Genomic DNA, 23,591 nt, shown 5'->3' on the forward strand with positions numbered 1-23,591 from the left:
AGGGGAGATCTTGCATATCTGTTAAAGAGTGGGGTAGAAGGTCTCCCCTTTTGATTGTTTTTCGTCTCTTGATACGTCGAGAGAGCGTCTCTCTTGAGCTATATGAGTTGCCGGACTTGTCGGGCTGTTTCCCCTTGTAGTCCTGCGTTTATGATTGAACACAACCAACACAAAGCAGTACGTTATGTCTGAAAGCAAATTAGTTACCATAGCCATTCATACATATGAAAAGGCACAGATCCTAAAAACACTATTAGAGAGCGAAGGAATTGAGACTCAGTTGCACAATGTAAACCAGATACAACCGGTCGTTTCGGCCGGAGTGCGGGTACGTATCAAAGAGACTGACTTGCCCAAGGCTCTGCGTATCATAGAAGACAACAAATGGGACCAAGAAGAAAAAGATGTTCCCGAAGAGAAACCATCTCATCCCAGTGACTATGTATTGATTCCTGTAGACTTCAGCGAATATAGCATGAAGATATGTGAGTTAGGGTTCAATTTTGCACATAGAAAAGGACTAAATGTGGTCCTATTCCATGTTCACTTCACCCCCATTGGCTCTGCATTCTTCTCAATAGGGGATGCCGCAATGTTTCAGGTACCTGTCGAAACCAATCTTTCCAAGGAACTGGCTAAGGCTAACAGACAGATAAGCAAACTGAAGAAAGAGCTACGGGAACGAGTTGCAGCGGGGGAATTGCCTGAAGTAAAATTCACCTCTATTATACGCAACGGCACGCCGGAAGATGTGATACTAAGTTATAGCCGTCGTCATCCGCCGGTAATCATTATAATGGGGACAAGAGGGAAATCTCGCAAAGACTCCGACCTGATAGGCAGTGTGGCCGCTGAAGTAATAGACTCAAGCCGGGTACCTGTGCTGGTTATCCCCGAAGAAGTTCCATTTAATGACCTAAAAAAGGCCGATCGTGTGGCAGTAGCTACCAGCTTCGACCAGAGAGATATGGTTCTTTTCGACTCTTTCATGGAGCTTTTGGGATCACATATCAACGCGTCTATTCGCTTATTTAATATCTCTACTTCTACGCCGGAATGGAATGAGGTTCAGCTTAAAGCGATACAGGAATATTACAAACATTATTATCCAAACATCGATATCAGTTATAATCCTTTGGATCCGGGAGATTTCTCTCTGGCATTGGAGAAATTTATCCGAATGGAGGATATAGATATGATTGTGGTTAATACCTATCGCAGGAATTTCTTCTCACAATTCTTCAATCCCAGCATGGCCAGACGTATGCTTTTCCATGCTGGTACTCCTTTGCTCGTTATGCACGGCAAGCGCAGTTGATAAGCATAATAGGAAAAGCCTTGCAAATGAGGCTTAAACAACCCAACTAAGAGAGCTACACATTCCGGGCTCCACCATAAGAGGGCTGTGTCCAAATTAAAATTTGGCGCAGCCCTTTTACTTATACACAGATCGGAGATGTTTATTGATAGTGAGCCTCGTTTGGTTTCCTCCTTTTATATCCGGACTTCTCGCAAATATCTCACATTTCGCAAAGTTCTCTTCAGAAATTTCCCAAATCTCTGTTTTGAGCACTTATGATATGGTTTACTTTATCTATATATCTACTTGATATTCAAATAAATAGTCGTCTATTTTAGTCTCCTAAACTCTCCATGATTAAGAAAAAAGGCAATTCGTGTGACATCTTATGCCAAAAACGCAAGGAGGGCATTTTGATGATTGCCATCAAAAAGAGATCGTCTCTCTTTCTAAAATCACGCTTCTAAATAGAATGACAATTTGACTGTATATAGAGAAGTAAATCTACAAGTATAAAATGTAATCCTTTATCATGCGATTTATATATATAAAAAATAATAGAGGAGGGTAGGGGAGAAGTATTTCAGTGAGAGTTTCTATGGTTATTTATAATTACAAAATAGTCTTTCGATCATTTTTCGGGATTATATACCATGCATATATACTTCTTTTATTCATCACTATGAGTATTGCATATATACTTGTTAGCCAAACTCTTATACTATATGATTAGAAGTTTTACAGCACAAGTATTGGCTTTGTAGAGTACTGTTAGTAACATATATTCCTAAAACCATATAAATATAATGCTTAATAGTCTTATTATCAGATGATTATATATATCAATATGATTGATATATACATGTATGTGAGGTGTTTGTTGCCTCAATATAGAGATGTAAACCAGTGTGGGAATGCATATATCTAAATTATAACAGGGGGTGGATTTATAAATATACTCTTTGGGATGTGATTTGTCTTTATATATTTGTATTCATAAGAACAAACTCAAAATTGTAGACATAATGTCAGAAGAAATAGGCTTGGATGCCGTTCAAATAAGAGATCGTATCCAGTACATGCTAAATGTATTGGAAATGAAGTCTTCTGCTTTCGCTGACAGTTGCGAACTTCCGAGAGCTACTGTGTCGAATATTCTCAATGGGAAGTCCAATGTGACGTTGGAAGTCTTGAATAAGATTATCCGGACATTTCCTGATTGGTCTCATGCTTGGCTATTATTCGGTACAGGCCCCATGCAACATTTGGCTCACGAAGAACAGTCTCTCTTTTCAACAGAGGAGCTAGATCAGGGAATGCGTCAAGAATCGAGAAATCCTGACCATTCTACTGACTTGTTTCAAAAATCGCAGCCATCAGGGGTTGAGAAAAAACGAGAAAAAGATGCAGTAGCCACTCAATCGGAAACAACTTCCCCTCCGACTATCGTGATACAACAGCCAACCAAGGCCATAGAAAAGATCATCGTATTCTATACAGATAGCAGTTATCAAACCTTTATGCCTTCTGATATGGGTGAAACAGGCCAATAAGCGAAGGGAGAAACTGAAGACACGGGGAGTATTGCCTGCTGTATATAACCAAGTCTGAAATCTAATGAGGACAATTGTTACAAATGCTCCGCCATAAACAGCATAGACTTATCCATGGTGCTTGCAAGGATACCTTTATCTTTGTATCGGACAACATAGCCCATATTATATTACAATGTTTCAGAAATACCAACAACTCATGCCGGTTGTAGGCATAAGCCAACCCGGAGGCACTTACCATCTGATTGAGTTGGCTTGCCCGGCAGAGATACCACTAAGAGATGTCGAGCCAGGACAATTCGTGGAAATATCCGTACCCGGCCGCAAGTTCATGCTGCGTCGTCCAATATCCATTTGTGATATAGACGAGCAGAAAAACCACCTGCTGTTACTTGTAGATGCAGTAGGAGAAGGAACACGACTTATCACTCAAGTGAAGAGTGGAGACAGCCTTGATATTCTTTTTCCATTGGGGAAAGGCTTCTCACTCCCATCTTCTTCTAAGGCTTCTCCTCTTCTGGTGGGAGGAGGGGTCGGTATAGCTCCCATGTTATACTTAGCCAGAAGTATTTACCGCCATTCCGGTGAAAAACCGAAAGTCCTTTTAGGTGCAAAAAATGCTGCGTATCTGAAGGGTATTGCAGATCGCTTTTCCGAGTTTTCCCAACTCTATTTGTGTACGGATGATGGCACTCTTGGAAAAAAAGGCTTTGTCACAGACCACGAGATTTGGCAGCAAAAGCACTCTCATGTATATGTATGTGGCCCTAAACCGATGATGAAGTCCGTAGCTCATAAAGTGGCTGGAGGAGATGCTTGTGTGGAATTCTCTCTGGAAAATATGATGGCTTGTGGCTTAGGTGCCTGCCTCTGTTGTGTGGAACAGACCGTTACCGGCAATCGATGTGTGTGTACAGAAGGACCCGTATTCAAATTGGAGGAACTAACATGGCTCAAACAGCAGTAAACATAGGTGGTCTAAAGCTAAAAAACCCTATAATGACCGCTTCCGGTACTTTTGGCTATGGGACGGAATTTTCAGACCTGATGGATATTTCTTCTTTGGGAGGAATAGTTGTGAAAGGGACAACCCTTCACCATAGAGAAGGAAACCCTTATCCTCGCATGGCTGAGACAGCTTCTGGAATGTTGAATGCTGTCGGATTGCAAAATAAAGGGGTAGACTACTTTGCCGAGCACATATATCCAACTCTTGAGGCTTACAATACAGAGTTTATAGTAAATGTAAGTGGATCTCGCATAGAAGATTATGCAGAGACAGCCAGAAAGGTGGCTCAACTCGACAGGATACATGCAATAGAGTTAAATATATCCTGCCCTAATGTCAAGGAAGGAGGGATGGCCTTTGGAGTTTGTCCCCCCTCTGCAGCAGAGGTAGTGGCTGCGGTGAGGGCTTCTTATCCTAAAACTTTGATTGTGAAACTCTCCCCAAATGTCTCAGATATATGTGCTATAGCCCGAGCCGTGGAAGCTGCTGGAGCCGATGCTGTATCTCTGATCAATACCTTGCTTGGAATGGCTATTGACGTGCGAAGTAGAAAGCCTATCCTCAGTACCATTACTGGAGGATTATCCGGCCCGGCCATCAAACCCGTGGCCCTGCGTATGGTATGGCAGGTTGCACAAGCTGTGTCGGTCCCCGTGATAGGGATGGGAGGAATATCCTGTATCGAGGATGTCGTAGCTTTTCTTTTAGCTGGAGCCACTGCCATACAAGTCGGATATTACAACTTTGTGGATCCAACCGTGTCAGGACGTCTGGTACAGGAATTGAACAATTACCTCGAATCCGAGGGTATAAGTGATGTAAATGAGCTGATCGGAGGCTTGATTTGCTAATAAAACGGAGACTTTGATATATGCCGGACTTTTCTCTTTCCTCCTTGTTTGAATACTCTCATCCGTCTTTGTTTGAAGCTGGGGTCCGTATATTGCTCAGCCTTCTTTTGGGAGGGGCAATTGGTTTGGAGCGCGAAGCAAAATATCACTCAGCTGGTTTCCGAACGTTTACGTTGATATGTCTGGGCTCCACGTTGGCAATGCTTATTTCTATCTGGACTCCTTTGTCCACACATCTGAGTAGTAGCAATCCAGGAGACCCGGCACGCATTGCGGCACAGGTACTTACCGGTGTCGGTTTCCTGGGAGCTGGAGCCATTATGCGCACGAAGGCGAGTATACAAGGGCTTACTACAGCTGCTGGCATCTGGGTCTCCGCAGTGATCGGGTTGGCTATTGGGGCTGGGTTGTATGTCCCATCGGTAGTTGTCACCGCTCTTGTTATTGCCGTATTGTCCATGATGGATCGTTTGGAAATATCCAGACGCATCGGAGGATACAACAAGTTGATTGAGTTGCAGTTTTGTAGCCAATTGGGGGGGATGGAAACAGTGACCCAAATTATGGCCAAACACAATGTGAAAATCATAAACTTCAGCACAGAACACGATTTACAAAACATGAGTTTTGCTATTTCTTTGAGTGTCCGTATTTCCTCTCTAAACAACGAAACAGAGCTCTCCAATGAGCTGTGCCAACTCCCCAATCTGATCAGCATGAAGATTTACTCTTAAGCGAAGACAAATCTTGGGTATTAGCAGGCTATGAAAGTCTATGAATTTGGAAGAGAGAACTCCAAGAGGCTACTGTTCTTTCAGGGATCTTGTACTTGTTGGACGGATTATATGCCCTCCATCAAATTGTTGGCAAAACACCTGCATATCATTGTTCCGGCTATTGAGGGGCATGATCCGACGGAAAAGAAAGATTTCGTTTCTGTAGAGAAGACAGTGAGTGATACAACGGACTATTTGCTAAAACATGGCTATGGAGAACTTTGGGGAGTGTATGGATTGAGTATAGGTGGAGCAATGGCTTTGCGTATGCTGGCAGAACATCGCATCACGATCCACAAGGCTATCATTGATGGGGGAATTACTCCTTATAATTTCCCACGTTGGATTACACGTCTTATCCTTCTCAGGGATTATCTAATGATCCAACTTATCAGAATTTTCAAACGATTTGTCAGCCCCAATCGCTGGACTCCGGCTGGGGATAATGGTAAAGAGAGATACCAAGATATGTTTTCTTTTCTCAGGGGATTATCTCGAAGGACCATTTGGAATATTTTTGACTCGGCTAACAACTACAAGATGCCCATAACTATGCCAGCATTGGCAACAGAGATTCTATTTTGGTACGGTTCTCGAGAAAAAGACTCTCGAAAGAGAGATCTTCAATGGGTTTCGAAATATGTGAATGGCATACATACGAGAGAAATTCCTGATATGGAACACGGAGAACTGGTGATGATGCATCCCGAGCAGTTCTGTGAGGTAGCAAGTGATTTTCTGATATACAAACCCGCATGGCAACTTCCTTGTTTTAGCATAAATCCCATGTGACCCGAATGAATAAAATATCTAATTAAGAGTTCAGAAGAGAAGAGAAGAGTTAGCTTACACAATAGCGGAGAGGCTTTATTCAAGCTTCATTATTAAACATAACTATGATTACCTAATAATACGTATAGTATATTCTAAATCGGATTGTCTGGTAATTATTAACTTTGGTAGTGGATAAATACAAACAGAACACACGTAAAAAAGTACAGTATAATATGAGCTTATTTGAGGACATCAATGGTGAGATCAAAACAGCTATGCTGGCACGCGAGAAGGTGCGTTTGGAAGCATTGCGAAGCATAAAGAAGGAATTCATGGAAGCTGTCACAGCCAAAGGTTCGGATGGCACACTACACGATGAACAAGCCCTGAAAATCTTGCGAAAATTGCATAAACAACGGATGGAATCGGCCGAGATATACAAGCAGAACAATCGTCCCGAATTGGCGGAAGTCGAATTAGCAGAGGCCGAAGTAATCGCCTCTTTCTTACCGGCAATGCTTAGTGAAGAACGGGTTGAGCCAATTATTAGAGAACTTATTGCTGAATTAGGGGTTTCTGATATAAAAATGATGGGCAAGGTAATCGGAGCCGCTCAAAAAAAACTTGAAGGGAAAGCCGAAGGAGCCGTCATTGCAGGCATTGTAAAGCGATTACTGTCGTAAATATCAGTGCCCATCCCCCATAAATTAAGTGGAACGACAACTGTTCTTCGTCCGGTATAGTATGTATGGAATATAAGGAAGAATTACAAGCCGATCTTTTTAGCCCTCAAGACCTTATGCAAATGGAGGCACGAGGTATTACTCCGGATAAAGCTCTGGAGCAGGTGCGTATGATCAGCGAGGGAACCCCCTATCCTGAAATCATCACTTCAGCATCTCTGGATAGAGGCATTGTACGTATAGATCTATCGGAGAAGTCCGCTTATCTGGATTTATGGGAAGACTATATGCAAAGTCTCGAAGCCAATGTGACTAAAATGGTGCCTGCTTCGGGAGCAGCCACACGTATGTTCAAAGATCTGTATGCTTTCCTTGAAGCTCCATATGATATCCCTCAAACGGAATCGGAACAACTCTTTTTCGAACGGATACAAGACTTTGCTTTCTATGGTTTGCTTAATGAGGCTTGTCTACGAAACAATTGGAGGCCTATACAGAAGCTCGTTTCTCAAGAGGATTTCAAACTTGTAGTAAAAAATTTGCTACAAAAAGACGGTATCAACTATGGCAATCTCCCCAAAGGGCTGCTGCTTTTTCACAAAGGACTTAAACATCCGCGCACTGCAGTGGAGGAGCATATGGTGGAAGCTGCCATCTACACAAGGCCAAACGATGGACTGGTAAAGTTGCACTTCACCGTCTCGACTGAGCATCGCGAGGCTTTCATGGCATTGATAGAGAAAAAGAAAATCGAATACGAAGATTACTACTGTGTTCGATACGACATTAGCCTCAGCGAACAAAAATCATCTACAGATACTATAGCTCTTACTCCACAAGGGGAGATATTCCGTTTGCCTGAGGGTGAAATGCTATTTCGCCCTGGTGGACATGGAGCTTTGATACAGAATCTCAATGACCTCGATGCAGACATCGTTTTCATAAAGAACATTGACAATGTAGTTCCCGAAGAGCAGCTTTGTGATACTATCGTATACAAAAAGCTGCTTGGGGGGATATTGGTAGCTCTTCGTAGACAGGTATTTGCTTATGTAGGTAAACTAAAGCAGGCAAAAACGAGTCGCAACGAGTTGAATGAGATATATTCTTTCCTACGAGAGAACTTTGCTATTTGCCTTCCAGATGTAGACAAGATAGATGACAATAGACTTCAGGCAGCCCTCTTGAGTAAACTGGATAGACCTCTCAGGGTCTGTGGTATGGTCAAGAATGAGGGAGAACCGGGCGGAGGGCCTTTCATTATTCGAGAGCCGGATGGATCTTCATCTTTGCAAATACTGGAAAGTTCGCAGATAGATACTTCTCGAGAAGATCAGCTGGCCCTATTCCGTGAGGGCAGTTTCTTCAACCCTGTAGACTTGGTTTGTTCCAAACTGCGTCCGGAGGGTGGACATTATGACCTCAATGAGTTTGTAAATGCGAAAACGGCCTTTGTATCCGAGAAAACCTACAATGGCAAGCCTCTATTAGGATTAGAATTGCCGGGATTATGGAATGGAGGTATGCACCATTGGCTGACTCTTTTTGTAGAGGTGCCTCTTACTACTTTCTCTCCTGTCAAGGAAGTAAATGACCTACTAGATCCTGTCCATCAGTAGGATCAATCAACAGCTAAATACACAAACAACAAAACAGATACTGAAAATATGCAGATCAAGGAACACGTAGAAAGGCTTAGAGCTGCCATGCATAAGAATGGTTTCAAGGCTTATATTATCCCATCTTCCGATGCTCACCTGAGCGAATATACACCTGAGCATTGGAAAGCTCGTCTTTGGATTTCCGGCTTTTCGGGCTCGGCAGGAACAGTACTCATCACACCAGACAAGGCCGGTCTTTGGACAGACTCGCGCTATTTTCTTCAGGCAGAAGAACAATTGCGAGGCTCTGGTATCAAACTTTACAAAGAGGGTCTGCCCGAGACACCGGGGATAGACAGCTTCTTAACATCAGAGCTGCAGCCGGGAGATGTGGTTGCTTGTGACGGACGTTGCTACCCTCATGCCGAAGCTCAAGCTTTGGAAAGTAAGTTGGAAGCATTCGGGATTCGTTTCGATTGTTCCACAGATTTATTTGACCAAACAGTGTGGCCCGATCGCCCGGCTATTCCTACAGGAAAACTATTTGGTCAGCTCACCCAATACAGTGGAGAGACGGCAAAAGGCAAGATTGCTCGCTGTCGCAAAGCTTTGTCTGAACATGGGGCCAATTGCTACATAATCAATATGCTTGACGAGTTGGCTTGGATCTTCAACATCAGAGGGAAAGATGTAGAATGCAACCCCGTAGGTGTAGCATACGGATTTGTTTCGGAGCAAACTGCAATTCTTTTCGTGCTTCCTGAAAAAATAGATTCAGATCTGCGTAATGAACTTGAGGTACAAGGTATCACTCTCAAACCTTATGGAGAGATCTACAACTATGTATCATCCCTGTCCGATTCTCATAAAGTACTGATAGACGGTCGTCGCATCAACGAAGCCCTCTATAAGGCTATTCCTGCTCATTGCCGGATCATAGAAGCAGTCTCCCCTATCACACTTATGAAAGCTGTAAAGAATGAGATAGAATTGCAGGGTGTACGCAATGCCATGAAGCGAGATGGAGTGGCTTTGACACGCTTTTTTATCTGGTTGGAAAAAACTCTCGACAAGGGGCTAACTCCTAGCGAGGTTGAGATTGGAGAGAAACTCACAGCTTTCCGGGCTTTACAAGATCTATATTTCGGTGACAGCTTCGATACAATTGCTGGATATCAAGGACATGGAGCAATTGTGCATTATCGAGCCGAAGAACCAACAGCCTACAGAGTGAAAAAGGAAGGAGTACTACTACTTGACAGCGGAGGTCAGTATTTCGATGGTACAACAGACATTACTCGTACCATCTCTCTTGACGGCAAACCGTCTAAGCAGCTACAGGAGGACTATACTCTTGTCATGAAGGGGCATATCGCCATTGCTACAGCACAGTACCTCGAAGGCACAAGAGGGAATCAGATAGATGTATTAGCTCGCAAACCACTATGGGATAGAGGATTGCACTATGGTCATGGCACAGGGCATGGAGTTGGCTGCTTTCTGAATGTACACGAAGGGCCACAGAACATCCGTATGGAAGTGAACCCTACCCCTCTCAAAGTCGGTATGATCACCAGTAATGAGCCGGGGATTTATAGGGCTGATCAATGGGGGATACGTATCGAAAACCTTGTTGTGACAAAGCTGAATTGTGAAACGGATTTTGGTCGTTTCTTCGGATTTGAGACACTCACTCTTTGTTATTTCGACAATAATATGATCGACAAGAGCATGCTCACAGAACAGGAGATTGAGTGGTACAATGCTTATCAAGAAAGAGTATATAAGACTCTGTCTCCCCTACTAAGTGCAGAGGAAGCCCTTTGGTTAAAAGGAAAAACTCAAGCAATCTAAATTCGTACAGAATGGCCTTAATAAAGGAAGTCAGAGGTTTTCAACCTCAGTTTGGGGATAACTGCTTTTTGGCAGAAAACGCCACCGTGATCGGGGATGTGGTCATGGGGGACAATTGCAGTGTTTGGTTTGGAGCAGTGGTACGTGGCGATGTTAATAGTATACGCATTGGGAACAATGTGAATATACAAGACGGCGCAGTAATACACACGCTCTATGAGAAGTCTCAAACAGTGTTGGGGAATTACGTCTCTCTGGGACACAATGTAGTTGTACATGGTGCCACAGTGGAGGATTATGCACTTATCGGTATGGGATCAGTAGTCTTAGATCATGCGGTAATCGGAAAAGGTGCTATCATTGCGGCCGGTTCCGTGGTGTTATCTGGTACTCATGTAGAGCCAGGGAGCATATACGCAGGAGTACCCGCCAAATTTGTCAAAAATATAGATCCTGAACAGGCAGCAGAGATCAACCTTCGTATTGCACACAACTACACGACCTACGCCTCTTGGTACTCTTCACCCCAAAATGACTAATCGAATGGATGAAGATATCGAACATATAAACCTTATAATGGAATATACAAAAGCCTCTCGAGAGATTAGCCCCGAGAGGCTTCTGCTTGGATCTAACAACGTACCGGCAAAGTTGAGAGCACGAGTAGCCTTGCAACTTGCCTTACAAGGCAAGTTCTCCCACAAATTGCCATCTTGGGCCTCTCTGTCATGCTACATCCCTTCTCGCTTAGCCCTGGAGCAGTGCAGCTCTGAAGAAGTAGCGAATTATAAAAAACGTTTCATTAACCTAGATGATACATTAGCTGACCTTACGGGAGGGATGGGTGTTGATTTTTGGGCTCTTGAATCTGTTTCTGAGCAACCGTCATACTACGTGGAGTTGCAACCTGAGCTTATCCAAGCTGCTCGATATAATCTATCTCGACTTTCATCCTCTCCACGACGCTTTCTACAGGCAAATGCTGAAAAGATGATACCCCAACTGATAGAGAGTGGTGTAACTTTTTTCTATATAGATCCAGCCAGACGAGAAGGAATAGACAAGGGTAAGCAATATCATCGTCAGTATAGTATTGAAGACTGTAAGCCCAATGTATCCGAGCTATTGCAGCATCTCCCTCAAGATGGCTCTATACGATTGTTAGCCAAGCTCTCCCCTATGCTCGACTTGTCTGACACGTTAAACAAATTGACTTTCATCAGCCAGTTGCACATCGTGGCTCAAAAAGGGGAAGTAAAGGAACTCCTTGCTCTCATTGAACCGGGAGTCTCTCTACCAACAGAAGAAATCCCTATCATAGTGTCGGACGTCTCTTCGGGACTCCATTTTACCTTTTGTTTGGCGCAAGAAAAGACAAGTCGGGCTTTGATAGCAGATCAACCGCTTTCTTACCTATATCTCCCCCACTCTGGTATCATGAAGGCTGGTTGTTATAGGTTTCTTTGTCAGAAATATGAGGTTTACAAACTGCATCCCAATAGCCACCTCTATTCTTCGGAGAAGGCAGTATCTGATTTTCCGGGTAAGAGTTTCCGAATAGCACGCATTATTCCCTATCATCACAAAGAAGTCAAAGCCCTTACTCAAAGTCTACCGGCGGCTAATTTGGTTTCTCGAAATTTTCCTCTTTCTCCTCTCGAACTCCGAAAAAAACTGAAGATTCGGGAAGCAGAGTCTCCTTATTTAGTGGCAACAACCCTTTCTGATGGTTCACTCGTACTCATTGAAGCGATTGGATAGTGTCCCCTCCTTAACAACAGCTCTTCTGCGGGGTTAATCGACAAAAAAGAGCCTCGACAATGGAGTTTCTCCATTGCCGAGGCTCTTTGCTATCCCATGGATTAAGACACAAGGCTGTCTCAGCTTATGATTCACTACGATGTAACAATTGAAGTCGTGTTTCGAGATCGGGGAATTGCGCCTTCGGTATTAAAGAAGTACAAATGCGTATTGCTTCCATGCGATCACTGCCGGTAGTTCGCAACGTAATAGCACAAATCCCATATTGGATCATCTTAAACAGGAGCTTTTCACTATCCATATTGCCGTAAGCGACGGTGAAATAGAAACCATCGGCAATATCTCTTTCTCCATCCTTGTCGTATACAATATGGAAGCCATTGTTCAGAAACATTTGCTTCATCTCTTTGGCTTTCAGACCATATTCAATCGTAGCATCTCGGTAGTTGTACGTACCATCGTTGGTCGCTTTCAAGATAGCAGCCAAAGCCCACTGTGCAGAGTGTGTCACACCGGCAGAGATAGCATAAAGAGCAGAAGAAATCATTGCATCCCCAAAGTGCAAACGACCGAATATGGGTTGCAAATCGGGATATTGTCTGTCAAAAAGTTTATTGCTCATGATCATCAATCCAATACGCTGCCCCGCATAACTGAATGCTTTAGAACCGGATACTGTAAGGATATAGTGATCCGTGTAATGCGCTACTGTAGGTTGATAAGGAGGCTGTCCAGGGCGAGAGTAATCTTGTCGAAAATCCATGCCAAAATAGGCCAAATCTTCAACCACAATACAATCAAACTCCGTGGCCAATTCACCTATAATACGTAACTCTTCCTCTGTGAGACATTGCCAAGTAGGATTGTTGGGATTGGAATAAAATATCGTGCAATACTGGCCGGTCTCCAGATAAGAGCGAAGCTTGCCTCTAAGTTTCTCTCCTCGATATTTATATAGGTCGAAGCTATCAAATTTCTGCTGCAAGATACGACACTGCAGTTTATTCAGATTAAAGCCGGGATCAATAAAGAGAGTTCCCTTTTCTCTGTTCTTGAAAGTATTATTTGCAACTAAAAAAGAGGAAAATCCTCCCATCATGGAACCTACAGTAGGTACACAGCAACGAGCATCGACTTCAATGTCAAGAAATAGTTTAGCAAATCGGCTTCCCTCTTGTTTGAGTTCGGGTAGTCCGTTCAAATTGGGATAGACAGCAGCTACTCCTTCTCTCAACTTTTCTATTTCCTTCTCAATGCCAACTTTAGGTGCAGGTAGACCTGGCACTCCCATCTCCATGCGCACGAATTTTGTCTGAGTAGCTTCTTCTAAGGCATTAACCAAAGCTACAAGATCACGGATAGAAGCTATAGCTACATTCTCAATATGCAACTTGGCCATCTGCTCCTTGATGAGCTCTTCTGAAATTGGTAAGTTCATTGGGTATTGTATTGTTTGTTGTGTTTATTGTTTCATCTTTAGTTCTCAGAGAGAAGTTATTTCTGCAGTTTTACCACTACATCGACAGCAACAAGCCTTTCCCCTCTACCTATTAAAGGATTGATATCCATTTCTTCAATTTCCGGGGCTGCTGCAACTAAAGCAGAGACTTGGCATAAAGTACGAGCAATCAAATCTTCGTCTATCCCCTGCTTCCCCCTTATCCCCTTGATGATAGGATAAGACTTGAGTCGCCCTACCATGCCAAGAGCTTCCTCAAAACTTAAGGGGGACAGAGCTACTTGTATATCCTTCATGACCTCTACAAATATCCCTCCCAAACCACAAGTGATGAGGTGGCCATAAGCTCCTTCTTTTTTTACTCCGATCATGACCTCTACACCATCGATCATCTCCGAAACTTGCACACCTTCGGCTCCTTCTATCCTCATCATACGTTCATAAGTTGTTTCAACGGTGACAGGATCAGCTATACCTAGAGCTACACCGCCAAGCTCCGATTTATGAGCCGGACCGACTACTTTTATTGCCAGAGGATAGCCAATACTTTTGGCCTTTTCCACGGCAGCCTTTGCAGATGTCACGATAGCCTCCTGAGGACGGTTTATACCGGACAAATCGAGCAAATGAAGAGCTTCCGAGGTTGGGAGCAGACCCGATGCATTTCTATTTACTAAAGCTCGTATTTCATCAAGTTGAGGTAAAGAAGCCAGTTGAGTCTTGTTGGGAGCATGGCTGTGGTAAACTTTGGACAAAGCTTGGGCCAAGCCCACTTCGTCTTGGAAAAACAATCCACCTCTCCGTACATACTCTTCCATATCAGACTTTGTATTGAGCACCGAAGGCATCACTACATACAAAGGTTTTCTGCAGCTCTTTTGCTTTTTCAGGAGTAATTCATAGACATCTGTCAGAGAACGCAAGCCCGGGCTACCAAATATAATGATAATGCCGTCTACCTCCTGGGCCTCTTTATCACAATAGTCTATGCAGATTTCCAACTGTTGAGGGGTACCTGTGGCCAAAATATCTATGGGATTGGCAACGGAAGAGCCATCAAACAAATCAGAGAGTAAACGCTCTGCTCCAGTATCGGAGAGAGAAGGTACCGACATCCCTATCTTAGACAAAGCATCCGTAAGCATTACCCCTGGCCCCCCGGCATTAGTGATAATAGCAAGCCTGTTCCCCCGAAGAGGTTTGTGTTGTAGGACAGCTCCTACTGAGCACAACTCTTCCCTGCCATAGCAACGAATGACTCCAGCCTTGTTTAACAAAGCTTCTACAGCCATATCTGAGCTGAGCATAGCTCCTGTATGGGATGCTGCAGCTCTACTGCCAGCTTCAGAAGAGCCTGCCTTTATAGCTGCTATATGACAGCCTTTCTCCACAAGAGATCGGGCATGTTCCAAAAGCATGGCGGGTTTGGAAATACTCTCGATATAGAGCAGTAAAGTAGAAGAAGATTGTCCTGAGATATAGGCTTCATCAAGGTAAGCAAGTACATCCTCGATACCCGTCTGTGCCGCGTTACCAACCGAATAGACAGAAGAAAAACTTAGCCCTCTACATAAAGCAGACTCCATGATAAACACACAAGTAGCCCCAGATCCTGAAACCAGTTCACAGCCGTGAGAGTTGAGAATGGGTACTGGTTCTGTAAAAACCGAGCTGTGGAATGTATTCATCATACCAATGCAGTTGGGGCCTATAATTGTAGCTCCATGAGCATTTGCAATTTCGGCAATCTCTCTCTCCATGGTCTTTCCTTCAATGCCCAATTCAGAGAATCCAGCCGAGAAAATAATAATTCCTTTAGCTCCTTTTTCTACAACAAGTTCCCTCACAGTGTCCGGACAAAAACGTGCCGGTATGGCTAATATTCCAAGATCTATTGGTGGCAAATCAGTAATCGAAGAAACGGTTTTCAGTCCTTGAATCTCTTCTGATTTTGGATTGACTGGGACCAGCCGTCCGGGGAAATGACTTTCTATAAGGTTTTTAAGTACTCGTCCTCCTGGTTTTGAATAATCGTCAGAAGCTCCGACAATAGCGATGGATTGCGGGTGGATCAACTGTTTGGCTATCATAATGCAACATAATATTTTCGTTCGCTTTCTTTCAGGCTGAAAATCTCCTTTTCAGCCTCGTAATATTAGTAAAATAATCTCAAAGGATGGATGAGAAGAAGAAATGTCTAATTCCTCAGAAGAAGGTAGGAGAAAGCAAAGAAGGCCAAAGCTCTGAAATGGACAAGCGTACCCGCTTACAATAGATGTCGATAGGAATGTTCAGAGCTTCACTCTGACTGAGATATATCTGTTCTATGGGTAGCCCAGAGTTATCCGACTCCACCAGCAGTCGGTTGGAATAATATGCCAATCGTAAACTTTCAACGGAGAAATTAACCCCAAAACTCAGATATATACCCCTGTCGATCAGCTGCTTTGCCAGAGTAATATTCTTCCTAAAACCATGTACAATCCATGGTTGTTTCGGCCTAAGTTCTTTGTGAAGAAAAAACAGATCTGACCAAGCTCTTACAAGATGAAGAATAATAGGCTTGGCCAAATCCTCTGATACTTTATGTTGAAATCGCAGGACTGCTATCTGAAGATCCCAATCACTCTTTACACACTTATCCAGACCACATTCTCCGATGGCCACACAAGATCTTGATGTCGCCATACGAACGAATAATTTCTTTTGGTCTATGGTTGGCTCTCGTTCCAAGTAATAAGGATGAAACCCTAAGCTGAAAGGGAAAACAGGCAGTGTGGAAAAGGATATCTCTCCAACATCATAGGAGCTTATCGAAAAAGGAGTTTTTCTCTTTGATAGATGGGTGTGTATATCAAAATACATATTGGGAAAAAGTAAGAATCAGGGCACAGGATCGTACCCACTTCCTCCCCAGGGGTGACAACGGAAGATACGACGTATAGACAGATACAAGCCCTTAAATGGACCGTATTTGCGAAGGGCCTCTAATGCATAGGTCGAACAAGTGGGAGTAAAACGACAAGAAGGAGGCAAAAGAGGGGAAATAGCTCCTCTATAGAAATAGATTGGAAGACTCAATACATGCGTAAGGAATATCTTGGCTATCTCAAAAAGTTTCAATAAAAAAGGAATCAGTCGCATCGTCTACACTAACTCTTTTTGTATTCGGTTCAATGCTCTAGTTACAGCTTTGCCTATTTCATCGAAAGAGGGTAACTGTTCTCCTACCATCATATAGGCCAAATCCAACTGCAGGCCATGGTCACTAAGGAATTCTGATATTTCGAGCTTCCTCAAACGATGATTCTCTCGTACTAAGCGTTTTATTCTATTTCTTTTGTTAGCTCTGCGAAAACGTCTTTTAGCAACAGAGACCAACATCCGCAGAGGAGGAACTTCTTCTTGTATCGGACAGACCAACCACACCACTCTCAAAGGATAGGCTACAAAAGATTTCCCTTTCCGGTGGAGATCGGCTATTTGCTCTCGTAAATACAGCCGCTCTGCCTTAGATAGCGAATACGAGGAGTTAGACATGGAGGGTGCGATTGAGAGTAAATCTTTATGCCACAAAGAGCAAAGCTTTGCCTTTCTCTCTTCGTTCGGGTTCCTTTAAACAATTTTATTTAGCCTTTTTAATAAATTGAGATAGGTACAACTCCAAAGCCATGGGCATCGATTTGGCCTCTGGAGTGGGAGCTGAAATATCCAATCTCAACCCAGCCTCCTCTACGGCCTTGCACGTAGAGGGACCGAAGGCTCCAATACGAATACTTCCTTGGTCAAAATTCGGGAAGTTCTTCCTCAACGCAGAAACACCTGAAGGACTGAAGAAAAGAAGCACATCATGATCCAGACGCTCATCCTCAGCAAAATCGTTGCTTACAGTTCGGTACATAATTGCCTTGTCGAACTGGATTTTTGCTGCTCTGAGCATATCTAATAAATCTTCCTTATGCTCCTCTGCCACAGGAATAAAATACTTTTCCTTGTTGTGCTTTTTGATAACTGTCACCAAATCCGCAATCTCATTAGAAGCCCCAAAGAAAACCTTACGCTTGCGGTATACAATGTATTTCTGCAAGTAGACAGCTACAGACTCGCTCACACAGAAATACTTCATAGTCTCTGGCATCGTGAGCCTGAGTTCTTCCAGTAGACTGAAAAATTTGTCTATAGCTGTCCGAGCTGTAAAAACGATAGCCGTGTGTTCCAGTATATTTACTTTCTGATCTCGAAACTCCCTGGCTGAAACACATTCTACCTGAATGAAAGGACGAAATACAATTTCAACACCATACTTCTCTGCTACATCGTAATAAGAAGATTTTCCCGTAAGAGGTTTCGGTTGAGAGACCAAGATTTTCTTTATACCTGTTGCCATAAAAATTCTTGCATTTCGCTATTCAACATCCCTCCCATAATAGCCACTGACAAGTAGGCATATGGCAGAATTTCGTGGGCGCAAAGGTACAAAAAAACATGTGCCTGACATAAGCCAGCCACTCTTAAATCCCGGGCTGAAAAGATTATAACAGCAATTCTCCACAAGAGGAATAAACTCAAAACTGTTATGCCACAAATATGTACAGGGCAAGGCAATAAGAACAACAAAGAACAAAAAGATAAAGAAACCGACCAAAACCAGGAACACAAGATATACCTGAGAGAAGAATAATCCAACCTATGCAAAGGCAGAAACAACCATTTCCACAGCCGATACGAGAGCAAGCGAATTGATAGAGTCAATATCACTACTCCCAAAATTAACAAAGGGAAATAAAATTCTCCTACCTCCCAAATCGTACAAATACCATATTTACGCAATATGAGCCATGTTACAAAAGCTCCACTTATACTCGTCTGAACAAAAGTCAAAATAGAAAATGAAGCAAATGGCATATGCCGGAGGAGATAGGTATGAAGGTCTTTCTCTTTGCCTGCCCATAAAGAGGAAAGACTCAATCGGAAGATCTCAGGTATATGCCACACCATTATACCGATCAACAGAAGCTGAATGGCGATAGTCACGTAAACGATGTCTACAATCGGTTGTCCAACCCAAAATAAATTCCACATGATTCGTTCCTACTTTATTCTTTCAGCCCAACAGAGCCGAAGCCCTACTCATGAGATAAGCATCAGCCAAAACCAAAGCAGCCATAGCCTCCACCACAGCTACTGCTCGTATGGCAACACAGGGATCATGTCGACCTTTTGCCTGTAAAACACGTACCTGACCGTTGCGGCTTACGGTAGACTGTCGTAGAGCAATCGTGGGAGTTGGTTTGAAAGCCACACGACAAAAAATAGGGCTACCACTGCTGATCCCTCCCAGTACTCCTCCACAATGGTTACTCAGAAAAGAAACCCGACCATGACTACCTATGCCATAAGCATCATTTGCTTGAGAGCCTCTCATAGAAGCAAGCGAAAAGCCATCTCCAATCTCAAAACCTCGTGCAGCGTTGATACTCATCATTCCTGCTGCCAACATAGATTCCAATTTGGAGTATATGGGTTCTCCCCAACCGACCGGGACTCCTTTTGCAATACATTCTACGACCCCACCTAGACTATCTCCATCTGCTTTAGCAGAAAGCAACACCTTTCCCATGGCCAAGTCCAATTCAGGAAGTGGGCAGTATGTGGCTGAAGCTGTAGTAAGGATCTTTAGTTGTGCAATATCCATACACAATAACTTTTCTCGATCCTGATTGGAAATGCTTATGCTTCCTATTCGGGATATAAAGGCTGCGAGGTCTACCCCTATTTCATGCAATAGAATAGATGCAACTGCCCCTCCCACACAGCGCACAGCAGTCTCTCTTGCCGAAGCTCGTCCTCCTCCTAGAATCTCCTGATATCCACCATATTTGCTGTGATATGTGTAATCGGCATGTCCCGGACGGAATACCTCTGCTATATCTTCATAATCCCCACTCCTAACATCAATATTGGGTATTAAGAAGGCCAAAGGGGCTCCGGTTGTATACCCTCTCTTCAAACCAGACACAAACTCAACGCTGTCAGGCTCCTTCCGAGGTGTGGTCAGATTGGATTGCCCAGAACTACGTCTACTCATTAGTTCGGAGACAAAGTCTCCATCTATACGTAAACCGGCCGGACAACCATCTATTGCCCCTCCAATTATCTTACCATGACTTTCCCCAAAACTGGTCAAACGAAAGATATTACCGAAAGTGTTCATCAGAGATATATCTCTATAGTTTGCACAAAAGTAGCCAAATCCAGACACTCCATATCGGGAAATTCATAGATGCAAAAAAGCACCGAAGCAGGGCAAAACCGTACACTCGGTGCTTGTATTCGTCGGGGTGAAAGGATTCGAACCTTCGACCACACGCCCCCCAGACGTGTACTCTAACCGGGCTGAGCTACACCCCGAATACGGATGCAAAGGTAGACATATTTCTCATACATCCAAATACGGTACGTTATGTTTTTCCATTTGCAGTTCCCTACCAATGTTGTCCTAAACGTTTTGATACCCCCATCAAAAAAAGGAAGTAGAGCTAAGGAACAAAATGGCACCTCCGTAAAGAGAGTCCAACTCCCCTCACTCTTATGACGAATGTAATACTCTTCGCGCAAGCCATCAGTAAACTGCCAAGAGAAAAGGATTATTCGAGAGTCTAGCACAGATAAACATTGCAAAGGCTACAATGCTTGAAATCAGTTTATTAGTATGATGTTCAGCCAATTCTCAAGCTGCGACTCTGTAAGAGATATTTCCAATGGTCTCAATTCTGCCAACGGCAATCTCAACCACTCAGGAATATTGCATGACTCAAGTTTTCTCGCTTAAATTGGGCTTTAGGACTACGATCCTCTTTTCGAAGTCGTTGAAGTTCTTCTTTTTTCTTTTCTCTTCTTGAATGACCCGTGCAGGAATCTTTTTTTCTTTTATTGTCTCTTGATGTTCACATCAAAGGGTAAATTTATGTAGCTATTGATTAATATTACCATGCGAGAGACCTTATTTCTTGTTTATCGCATACTTGCTTTGATCACACCACTGAAGTATTCTTCCTGGATCTCGAGTCGATCAGAATCTGTCGAATGTTTTTCATCATCTTCCTGCCCCTGCCGTGTACTGAAAAAAGTTGACAGTTTGGCGTGCTATCAATCAAAAACATTATGTCCAAACATCTCAGCAATTCCGAACGTCTTCGGATCTTGGAAGGGTACCTCAGTACCTCCTTCAGTAAGTATGCCATACAGAACAGATATGGCTTGTCCAGAGGGCCTATTCCCTCTTGGCTTCGTAAATTTAGTTTATCGGACAAACCTCAAGCCCAAGATTGTATGAAACCGAAACGTAAAGAAGAGAGCAGGCTCAGCATGAGCGAATAGGAAGAGTTAGCGCAACTCCGTCAAGAGAATCGCTCCCTCAAGGTGAAACTCAAAAGAGAAGAACTGGGGCATAAGGCCTATAAGATACTATTGGTGTCCGATAAAAGTTTTTCGAGACTTATCATTCTCTTTTTACCGGTTGCTATTCTAAGAAATAACCAACTATTCTCTTTCTAAGAGAATTTCTCCTTTTCATCAAAGTATATTGTCGTTCTATTTAATCGGACAGCCGAATAGTCAATCTCTTAGGAGAGCTTTTTGGAAACAATCTCATGCTCTTGCCACCACAAGAGGTAAGAGAATACCAAAACAGGTTCTCGTTCTGAAGTGCAAGAAAAAAGGGGCTTACAGAAACAAAAAGACTCCAAAGGAGCTGATTTATGGGCTTAACTATACCTTTTTATGCTTTCGAAAAGTTTTATCGGATACCAATAATAAGATACTTGTCGACCTGGCAGAAGAGACCTACAGTATTGAGATAAGAAAAAACTCCGCAGACAAGTAGTTCAGCGTTTCTCAGAGTCGGAGCAACCTCAGCCGGTGGCTCCCCTCTGCGGACTGCTTAGCTTCAGCCGTCAGGCTTACTATAAATGCAAGCTCAGAACTCTTAATACTTCTAAAACAGGTGTTTAGTTTTTATCGAGAACAGAATGTAAACCCGAGGGGTATGATTCATCACAGCGACTGAGGAGTGCAATATGCTTCTTGGGAGTACACAAATCTTCTTAAGGCGCAATAGTACCGTGTCAGTATGACTCAGACTGGTGATCCACTGCATAATGCTTTAGCCGAGCGGATGAACAATACGCTCAAGAACTCGTGGTTCATTTCCGAGGAAATGCAAACACTGGAGCAGGCCATGGCACGGGTGGTGCTGATGTATAATGAGGCGCATCGACACCAAGCTCATGGAGGCTTGACACCGATGCAGATTCATCAAAACAGAGCACACAACCTGCTCGTCCCGAGTGTGGAAGAGAAATTGGAAATCGCTCCTAAATTGTACGCTAAGATGAGAATCCCAGGCAAAGGGCTAAATTTGCCAGTGTAAACCATTTGAGGAGTCTGAGTCGGCAGGTGTAAACCCAAAACAGAAGTAAGAAAGGTGTGTGTAAACAGCTAATAAAAAACAAGCACGCCAACTGTCAACTTTTTTCAGTACACGTCATACAATTATTCCTATACTCCTATCTATTTGTTACAAAGACAGCACAACTTTTTTGGAGAGGGGGAGAAAAAATCACCAGAGATTATCTTTTTTTATTGCTGATTTTGCAAACAGCAGTTTGCATTTCGATAAAATTTAGTTCTACCTTTGTAGCAACAATTAGGTAGTCGGCAATGGACCACATGCATAGAACACACCGTTACTTGCTTAGTAACAGTCACTCCTCTCTTCGCCGGGGACTGATGGATGAAATAGACTGGAGCAAGCATCTTATCGGCATCAAAGGAGCCAGAGGTGTTGGTAAGACGACCTTCTTGCTGGATTATGCAGCCGAACATTATCAAATAGATGACAGACGTTGCCTGTATGCTAACCTCAATCAGTTTTGTTTCTCCGAAATGAGTATCATAGGCTTCGCTGAGCAGTTTGTAAAGGACGGAGGCGAGGTTTTACTCTTGGATCAAGTATTCAAATACCCCAATTGGTCGGAAGAACTTCGTTATTGCTATGAGCATTTCCCCTCTCTTAAGATTGTTTTTACAGGTTCAACTGTAATGCGCCTGAAAGAAGAAAATGAACAACTTAGGGGTATCTGTCAACCTTATACCTTAAATGGTTTTTCTTTCCGCGAATTTCTATATCAAATGACAGGACATAAATTTCCTGTACTGAAACTTTCGGAAATTCAACAGCAACACGAGGAAATTGCTAGAGAAATAGTGAGCAAAGCTCACCCAGCCCTATGGCTCAATGATTTCATCCATCATGGCCACTATCCTTTCTTTTTGGAGAAACACAACTACTCAGAAAATTTGCTCAAAGCAATCAATATGATGCTGGAGGTCGATGTCCTACTTATTCGTCAGATAGATCAGCGTTTTTTGCATAAACTGCGCCGAATGCTCTACCTGATGTCAATGGAAGCCCCTGCTTGGCCAAATGTTTCAAAACTTTCCCAAACTCTTGAGTTGTCTCGTGCTACGGTCGGCAATTACATGCAGTATCTGGCGGATGCTCGTCTGGTAAACTTACTCTACAAATCAGGAGACAACTCTCAAAAAAAGCCATCGAAATACTATCTCCATAACCCTAATCTTTGTTTTGTATTGAATCCGCAAACAGCTTTCGATGCCCAAACTTATGCCACATTTTTCCTCAATCAAGTTAAGGTGCGACACGATGTGTCTGTTCCCAAACAAAACGGAATAGACTTTTTGCTCGACAATGAATACTCCTACTCTGTCCAGACAGATCAGGAGGGTATTCGCAAATCTAAACCTCGTCAATATACAGCTGTGGCAAACATCGAAGTGGGGAAAGAAAAAGTAATCCCATTATGGCTCTTTGGCTTCCTCTATTAAGAGATCCTGTGGAGATTTTACGCACAATAAAAAAGAAAAGATCAAGAATTAATAATCCAAA

At 43.2% G+C, this 23,591-nt stretch carries 21 protein-coding genes, 1 tRNA gene and 1 pseudogene; 14 read left to right on the forward strand and 9 right to left on the reverse strand.

The window, feature by feature from the left end; all coding sequences use genetic code 11:
* The first annotated feature begins 184 nt into the window (after positions 1–184).
* From B5D48_RS03390 to B5D48_RS03440, 11 genes are all read left to right on the forward strand, one after another.
* On the forward strand, positions 185–1,318 hold the full coding sequence (locus B5D48_RS03390; protein ID WP_023938404.1) for a universal stress protein: 1,134 nt from the start codon (positions 185–187) through the stop codon (positions 1,316–1,318).
* A 1,007-nt stretch (positions 1,319–2,325) separates the two neighbouring features.
* Complete coding sequence (locus B5D48_RS03395; RefSeq protein ID WP_036888772.1) at positions 2,326–2,853, forward strand: helix-turn-helix domain-containing protein; 528 nt, start codon at positions 2,326–2,328, stop codon at positions 2,851–2,853.
* A gap of 175 nt (positions 2,854–3,028) precedes the next feature.
* Positions 3,029–3,820, forward strand: coding sequence for a dihydroorotate dehydrogenase electron transfer subunit (locus tag B5D48_RS03400; protein WP_023938682.1), 792 nt, complete (start codon positions 3,029–3,031; stop codon positions 3,818–3,820).
* Positions 3,802–4,713, forward strand: a complete 912-nt coding sequence (locus B5D48_RS03405) for a dihydroorotate dehydrogenase (RefSeq protein WP_036888773.1) — start codon at positions 3,802–3,804, stop codon at positions 4,711–4,713. The genes B5D48_RS03400 and B5D48_RS03405 overlap by 19 nt, the downstream gene beginning before the upstream one ends.
* Positions 4,714–4,733: 20 nt before the next feature.
* Positions 4,734–5,447, forward strand: coding sequence for an MgtC/SapB family protein (locus B5D48_RS03410; protein WP_023938685.1), 714 nt, complete (start codon positions 4,734–4,736; stop codon positions 5,445–5,447).
* A 30-nt stretch (positions 5,448–5,477) separates the two neighbouring features.
* Entirely contained in the window at positions 5,478–6,281 is an 804-nt protein-coding gene (locus B5D48_RS03415) for an alpha/beta fold hydrolase (RefSeq protein WP_023938686.1), read from the forward strand.
* A 215-nt stretch (positions 6,282–6,496) separates the two neighbouring features.
* On the forward strand, positions 6,497–6,946 hold the full coding sequence (locus B5D48_RS03420; RefSeq protein ID WP_023938687.1) for a GatB/YqeY domain-containing protein: 450 nt from the start codon (positions 6,497–6,499) through the stop codon (positions 6,944–6,946).
* A 65-nt stretch (positions 6,947–7,011) separates the two neighbouring features.
* Positions 7,012–8,565, forward strand: a complete 1,554-nt coding sequence (locus B5D48_RS03425; RefSeq protein WP_023938688.1) for a DUF4301 family protein — start codon at positions 7,012–7,014, stop codon at positions 8,563–8,565.
* Positions 8,566–8,613: 48 nt separating this feature from the next.
* A complete protein-coding gene (locus B5D48_RS03430; protein WP_023938689.1) occupies positions 8,614–10,401 on the forward strand; it encodes an aminopeptidase P family protein in 1,788 nt (595 codons plus the stop codon).
* Between the two features lie 11 nt (positions 10,402–10,412).
* Positions 10,413–10,940, forward strand: a complete 528-nt coding sequence (locus B5D48_RS03435) for a gamma carbonic anhydrase family protein (protein WP_023938690.1) — start codon at positions 10,413–10,415, stop codon at positions 10,938–10,940.
* A gap of 4 nt (positions 10,941–10,944) precedes the next feature.
* Positions 10,945–12,162: a THUMP-like domain-containing protein gene (locus tag B5D48_RS03440; protein WP_042120607.1), complete on the forward strand. Its 1,218-nt coding sequence runs from the start codon at positions 10,945–10,947 to the stop codon at positions 12,160–12,162.
* A 124-nt stretch (positions 12,163–12,286) separates the two neighbouring features.
* Here B5D48_RS03440 and B5D48_RS03445 read toward each other — a convergent pair whose 3' ends face one another.
* The 9 genes from B5D48_RS03445 to B5D48_RS03485 form a co-directional block, all read right to left on the reverse strand.
* Complete coding sequence (locus B5D48_RS03445) at positions 12,287–13,600, reverse strand: pyridoxal phosphate-dependent aminotransferase (RefSeq protein WP_023938692.1); 1,314 nt, start codon at positions 13,598–13,600, stop codon at positions 12,287–12,289.
* A gap of 56 nt (positions 13,601–13,656) precedes the next feature.
* Positions 13,657–15,711, reverse strand: a complete 2,055-nt coding sequence (locus B5D48_RS03450) for an acetate--CoA ligase family protein (protein WP_023938693.1) — start codon at positions 15,709–15,711, stop codon at positions 13,657–13,659.
* Between the two features lie 115 nt (positions 15,712–15,826).
* Positions 15,827–16,486, reverse strand: a complete 660-nt coding sequence (locus B5D48_RS03455; RefSeq protein ID WP_023938694.1) for a TatD family hydrolase — start codon at positions 16,484–16,486, stop codon at positions 15,827–15,829.
* Positions 16,487–16,504: 18 nt separating this feature from the next.
* Positions 16,505–16,765: a membrane protein insertion efficiency factor YidD gene (yidD, locus tag B5D48_RS03460; RefSeq protein WP_023938696.1), complete on the reverse strand. Its 261-nt coding sequence runs from the start codon at positions 16,763–16,765 to the stop codon at positions 16,505–16,507.
* 3 nt (positions 16,766–16,768) lie between these two features.
* On the reverse strand, positions 16,769–17,161 hold the full coding sequence (locus B5D48_RS03465; protein WP_036888783.1) for a ribonuclease P protein component: 393 nt from the start codon (positions 17,159–17,161) through the stop codon (positions 16,769–16,771).
* 85 nt (positions 17,162–17,246) lie between these two features.
* Positions 17,247–18,008, reverse strand: coding sequence for a uroporphyrinogen-III synthase (locus tag B5D48_RS03470; protein ID WP_023938699.1), 762 nt, complete (start codon positions 18,006–18,008; stop codon positions 17,247–17,249).
* Positions 17,993–18,703 carry a DUF4271 domain-containing protein gene (locus B5D48_RS09350; RefSeq protein ID WP_023938701.1) on the reverse strand — a complete coding sequence of 237 codons (711 nt, stop codon included), beginning with the start codon at positions 18,701–18,703 and terminating at the stop codon, positions 17,993–17,995. Before B5D48_RS09350 ends, B5D48_RS03470 begins: the two co-directional genes overlap by 16 nt.
* A 22-nt stretch (positions 18,704–18,725) precedes the next feature.
* The gene (aroC, locus tag B5D48_RS03480) at positions 18,726–19,835 is read right to left on the reverse strand and encodes a chorismate synthase (protein ID WP_023938702.1); all 1,110 of its coding nucleotides are present in this window, start codon (positions 19,833–19,835) and stop codon (positions 18,726–18,728) included.
* Positions 19,836–19,957: 122 nt separating this feature from the next.
* A tRNA-Pro gene (locus B5D48_RS03485) sits at positions 19,958–20,032 on the reverse strand.
* Positions 20,033–20,336: 304 nt separating this feature from the next.
* On the opposite strand from B5D48_RS03485, the gene B5D48_RS09210 reads away from it, so the two are divergent.
* The 3 genes and pseudogenes from B5D48_RS09210 (at position 20,337) to B5D48_RS03510 (ending at position 23,530) form a co-directional block, all read left to right on the forward strand.
* Entirely contained in the window at positions 20,337–20,453 is a 117-nt protein-coding gene (locus tag B5D48_RS09210; RefSeq protein WP_234985397.1) for a DUF4372 domain-containing protein, read from the forward strand.
* Between the two features lie 957 nt (positions 20,454–21,410).
* Positions 21,411–22,052: pseudogene (locus B5D48_RS09380) on the forward strand (integrase core domain-containing protein); the annotation flags it as partial.
* 290 nt (positions 22,053–22,342) lie between these two features.
* Positions 22,343–23,530 carry an AAA family ATPase gene (locus B5D48_RS03510; RefSeq protein WP_042120527.1) on the forward strand — a complete coding sequence of 396 codons (1,188 nt, stop codon included), beginning with the start codon at positions 22,343–22,345 and terminating at the stop codon, positions 23,528–23,530.
* The last annotated feature ends 61 nt before the right edge of the window (positions 23,531–23,591 follow it).

Source organism: Porphyromonas crevioricanis (genome assembly GCF_900167225.1).
Classification (GTDB): Bacteria; Bacteroidota; Bacteroidia; order Bacteroidales; family Porphyromonadaceae; genus Porphyromonas; species Porphyromonas crevioricanis.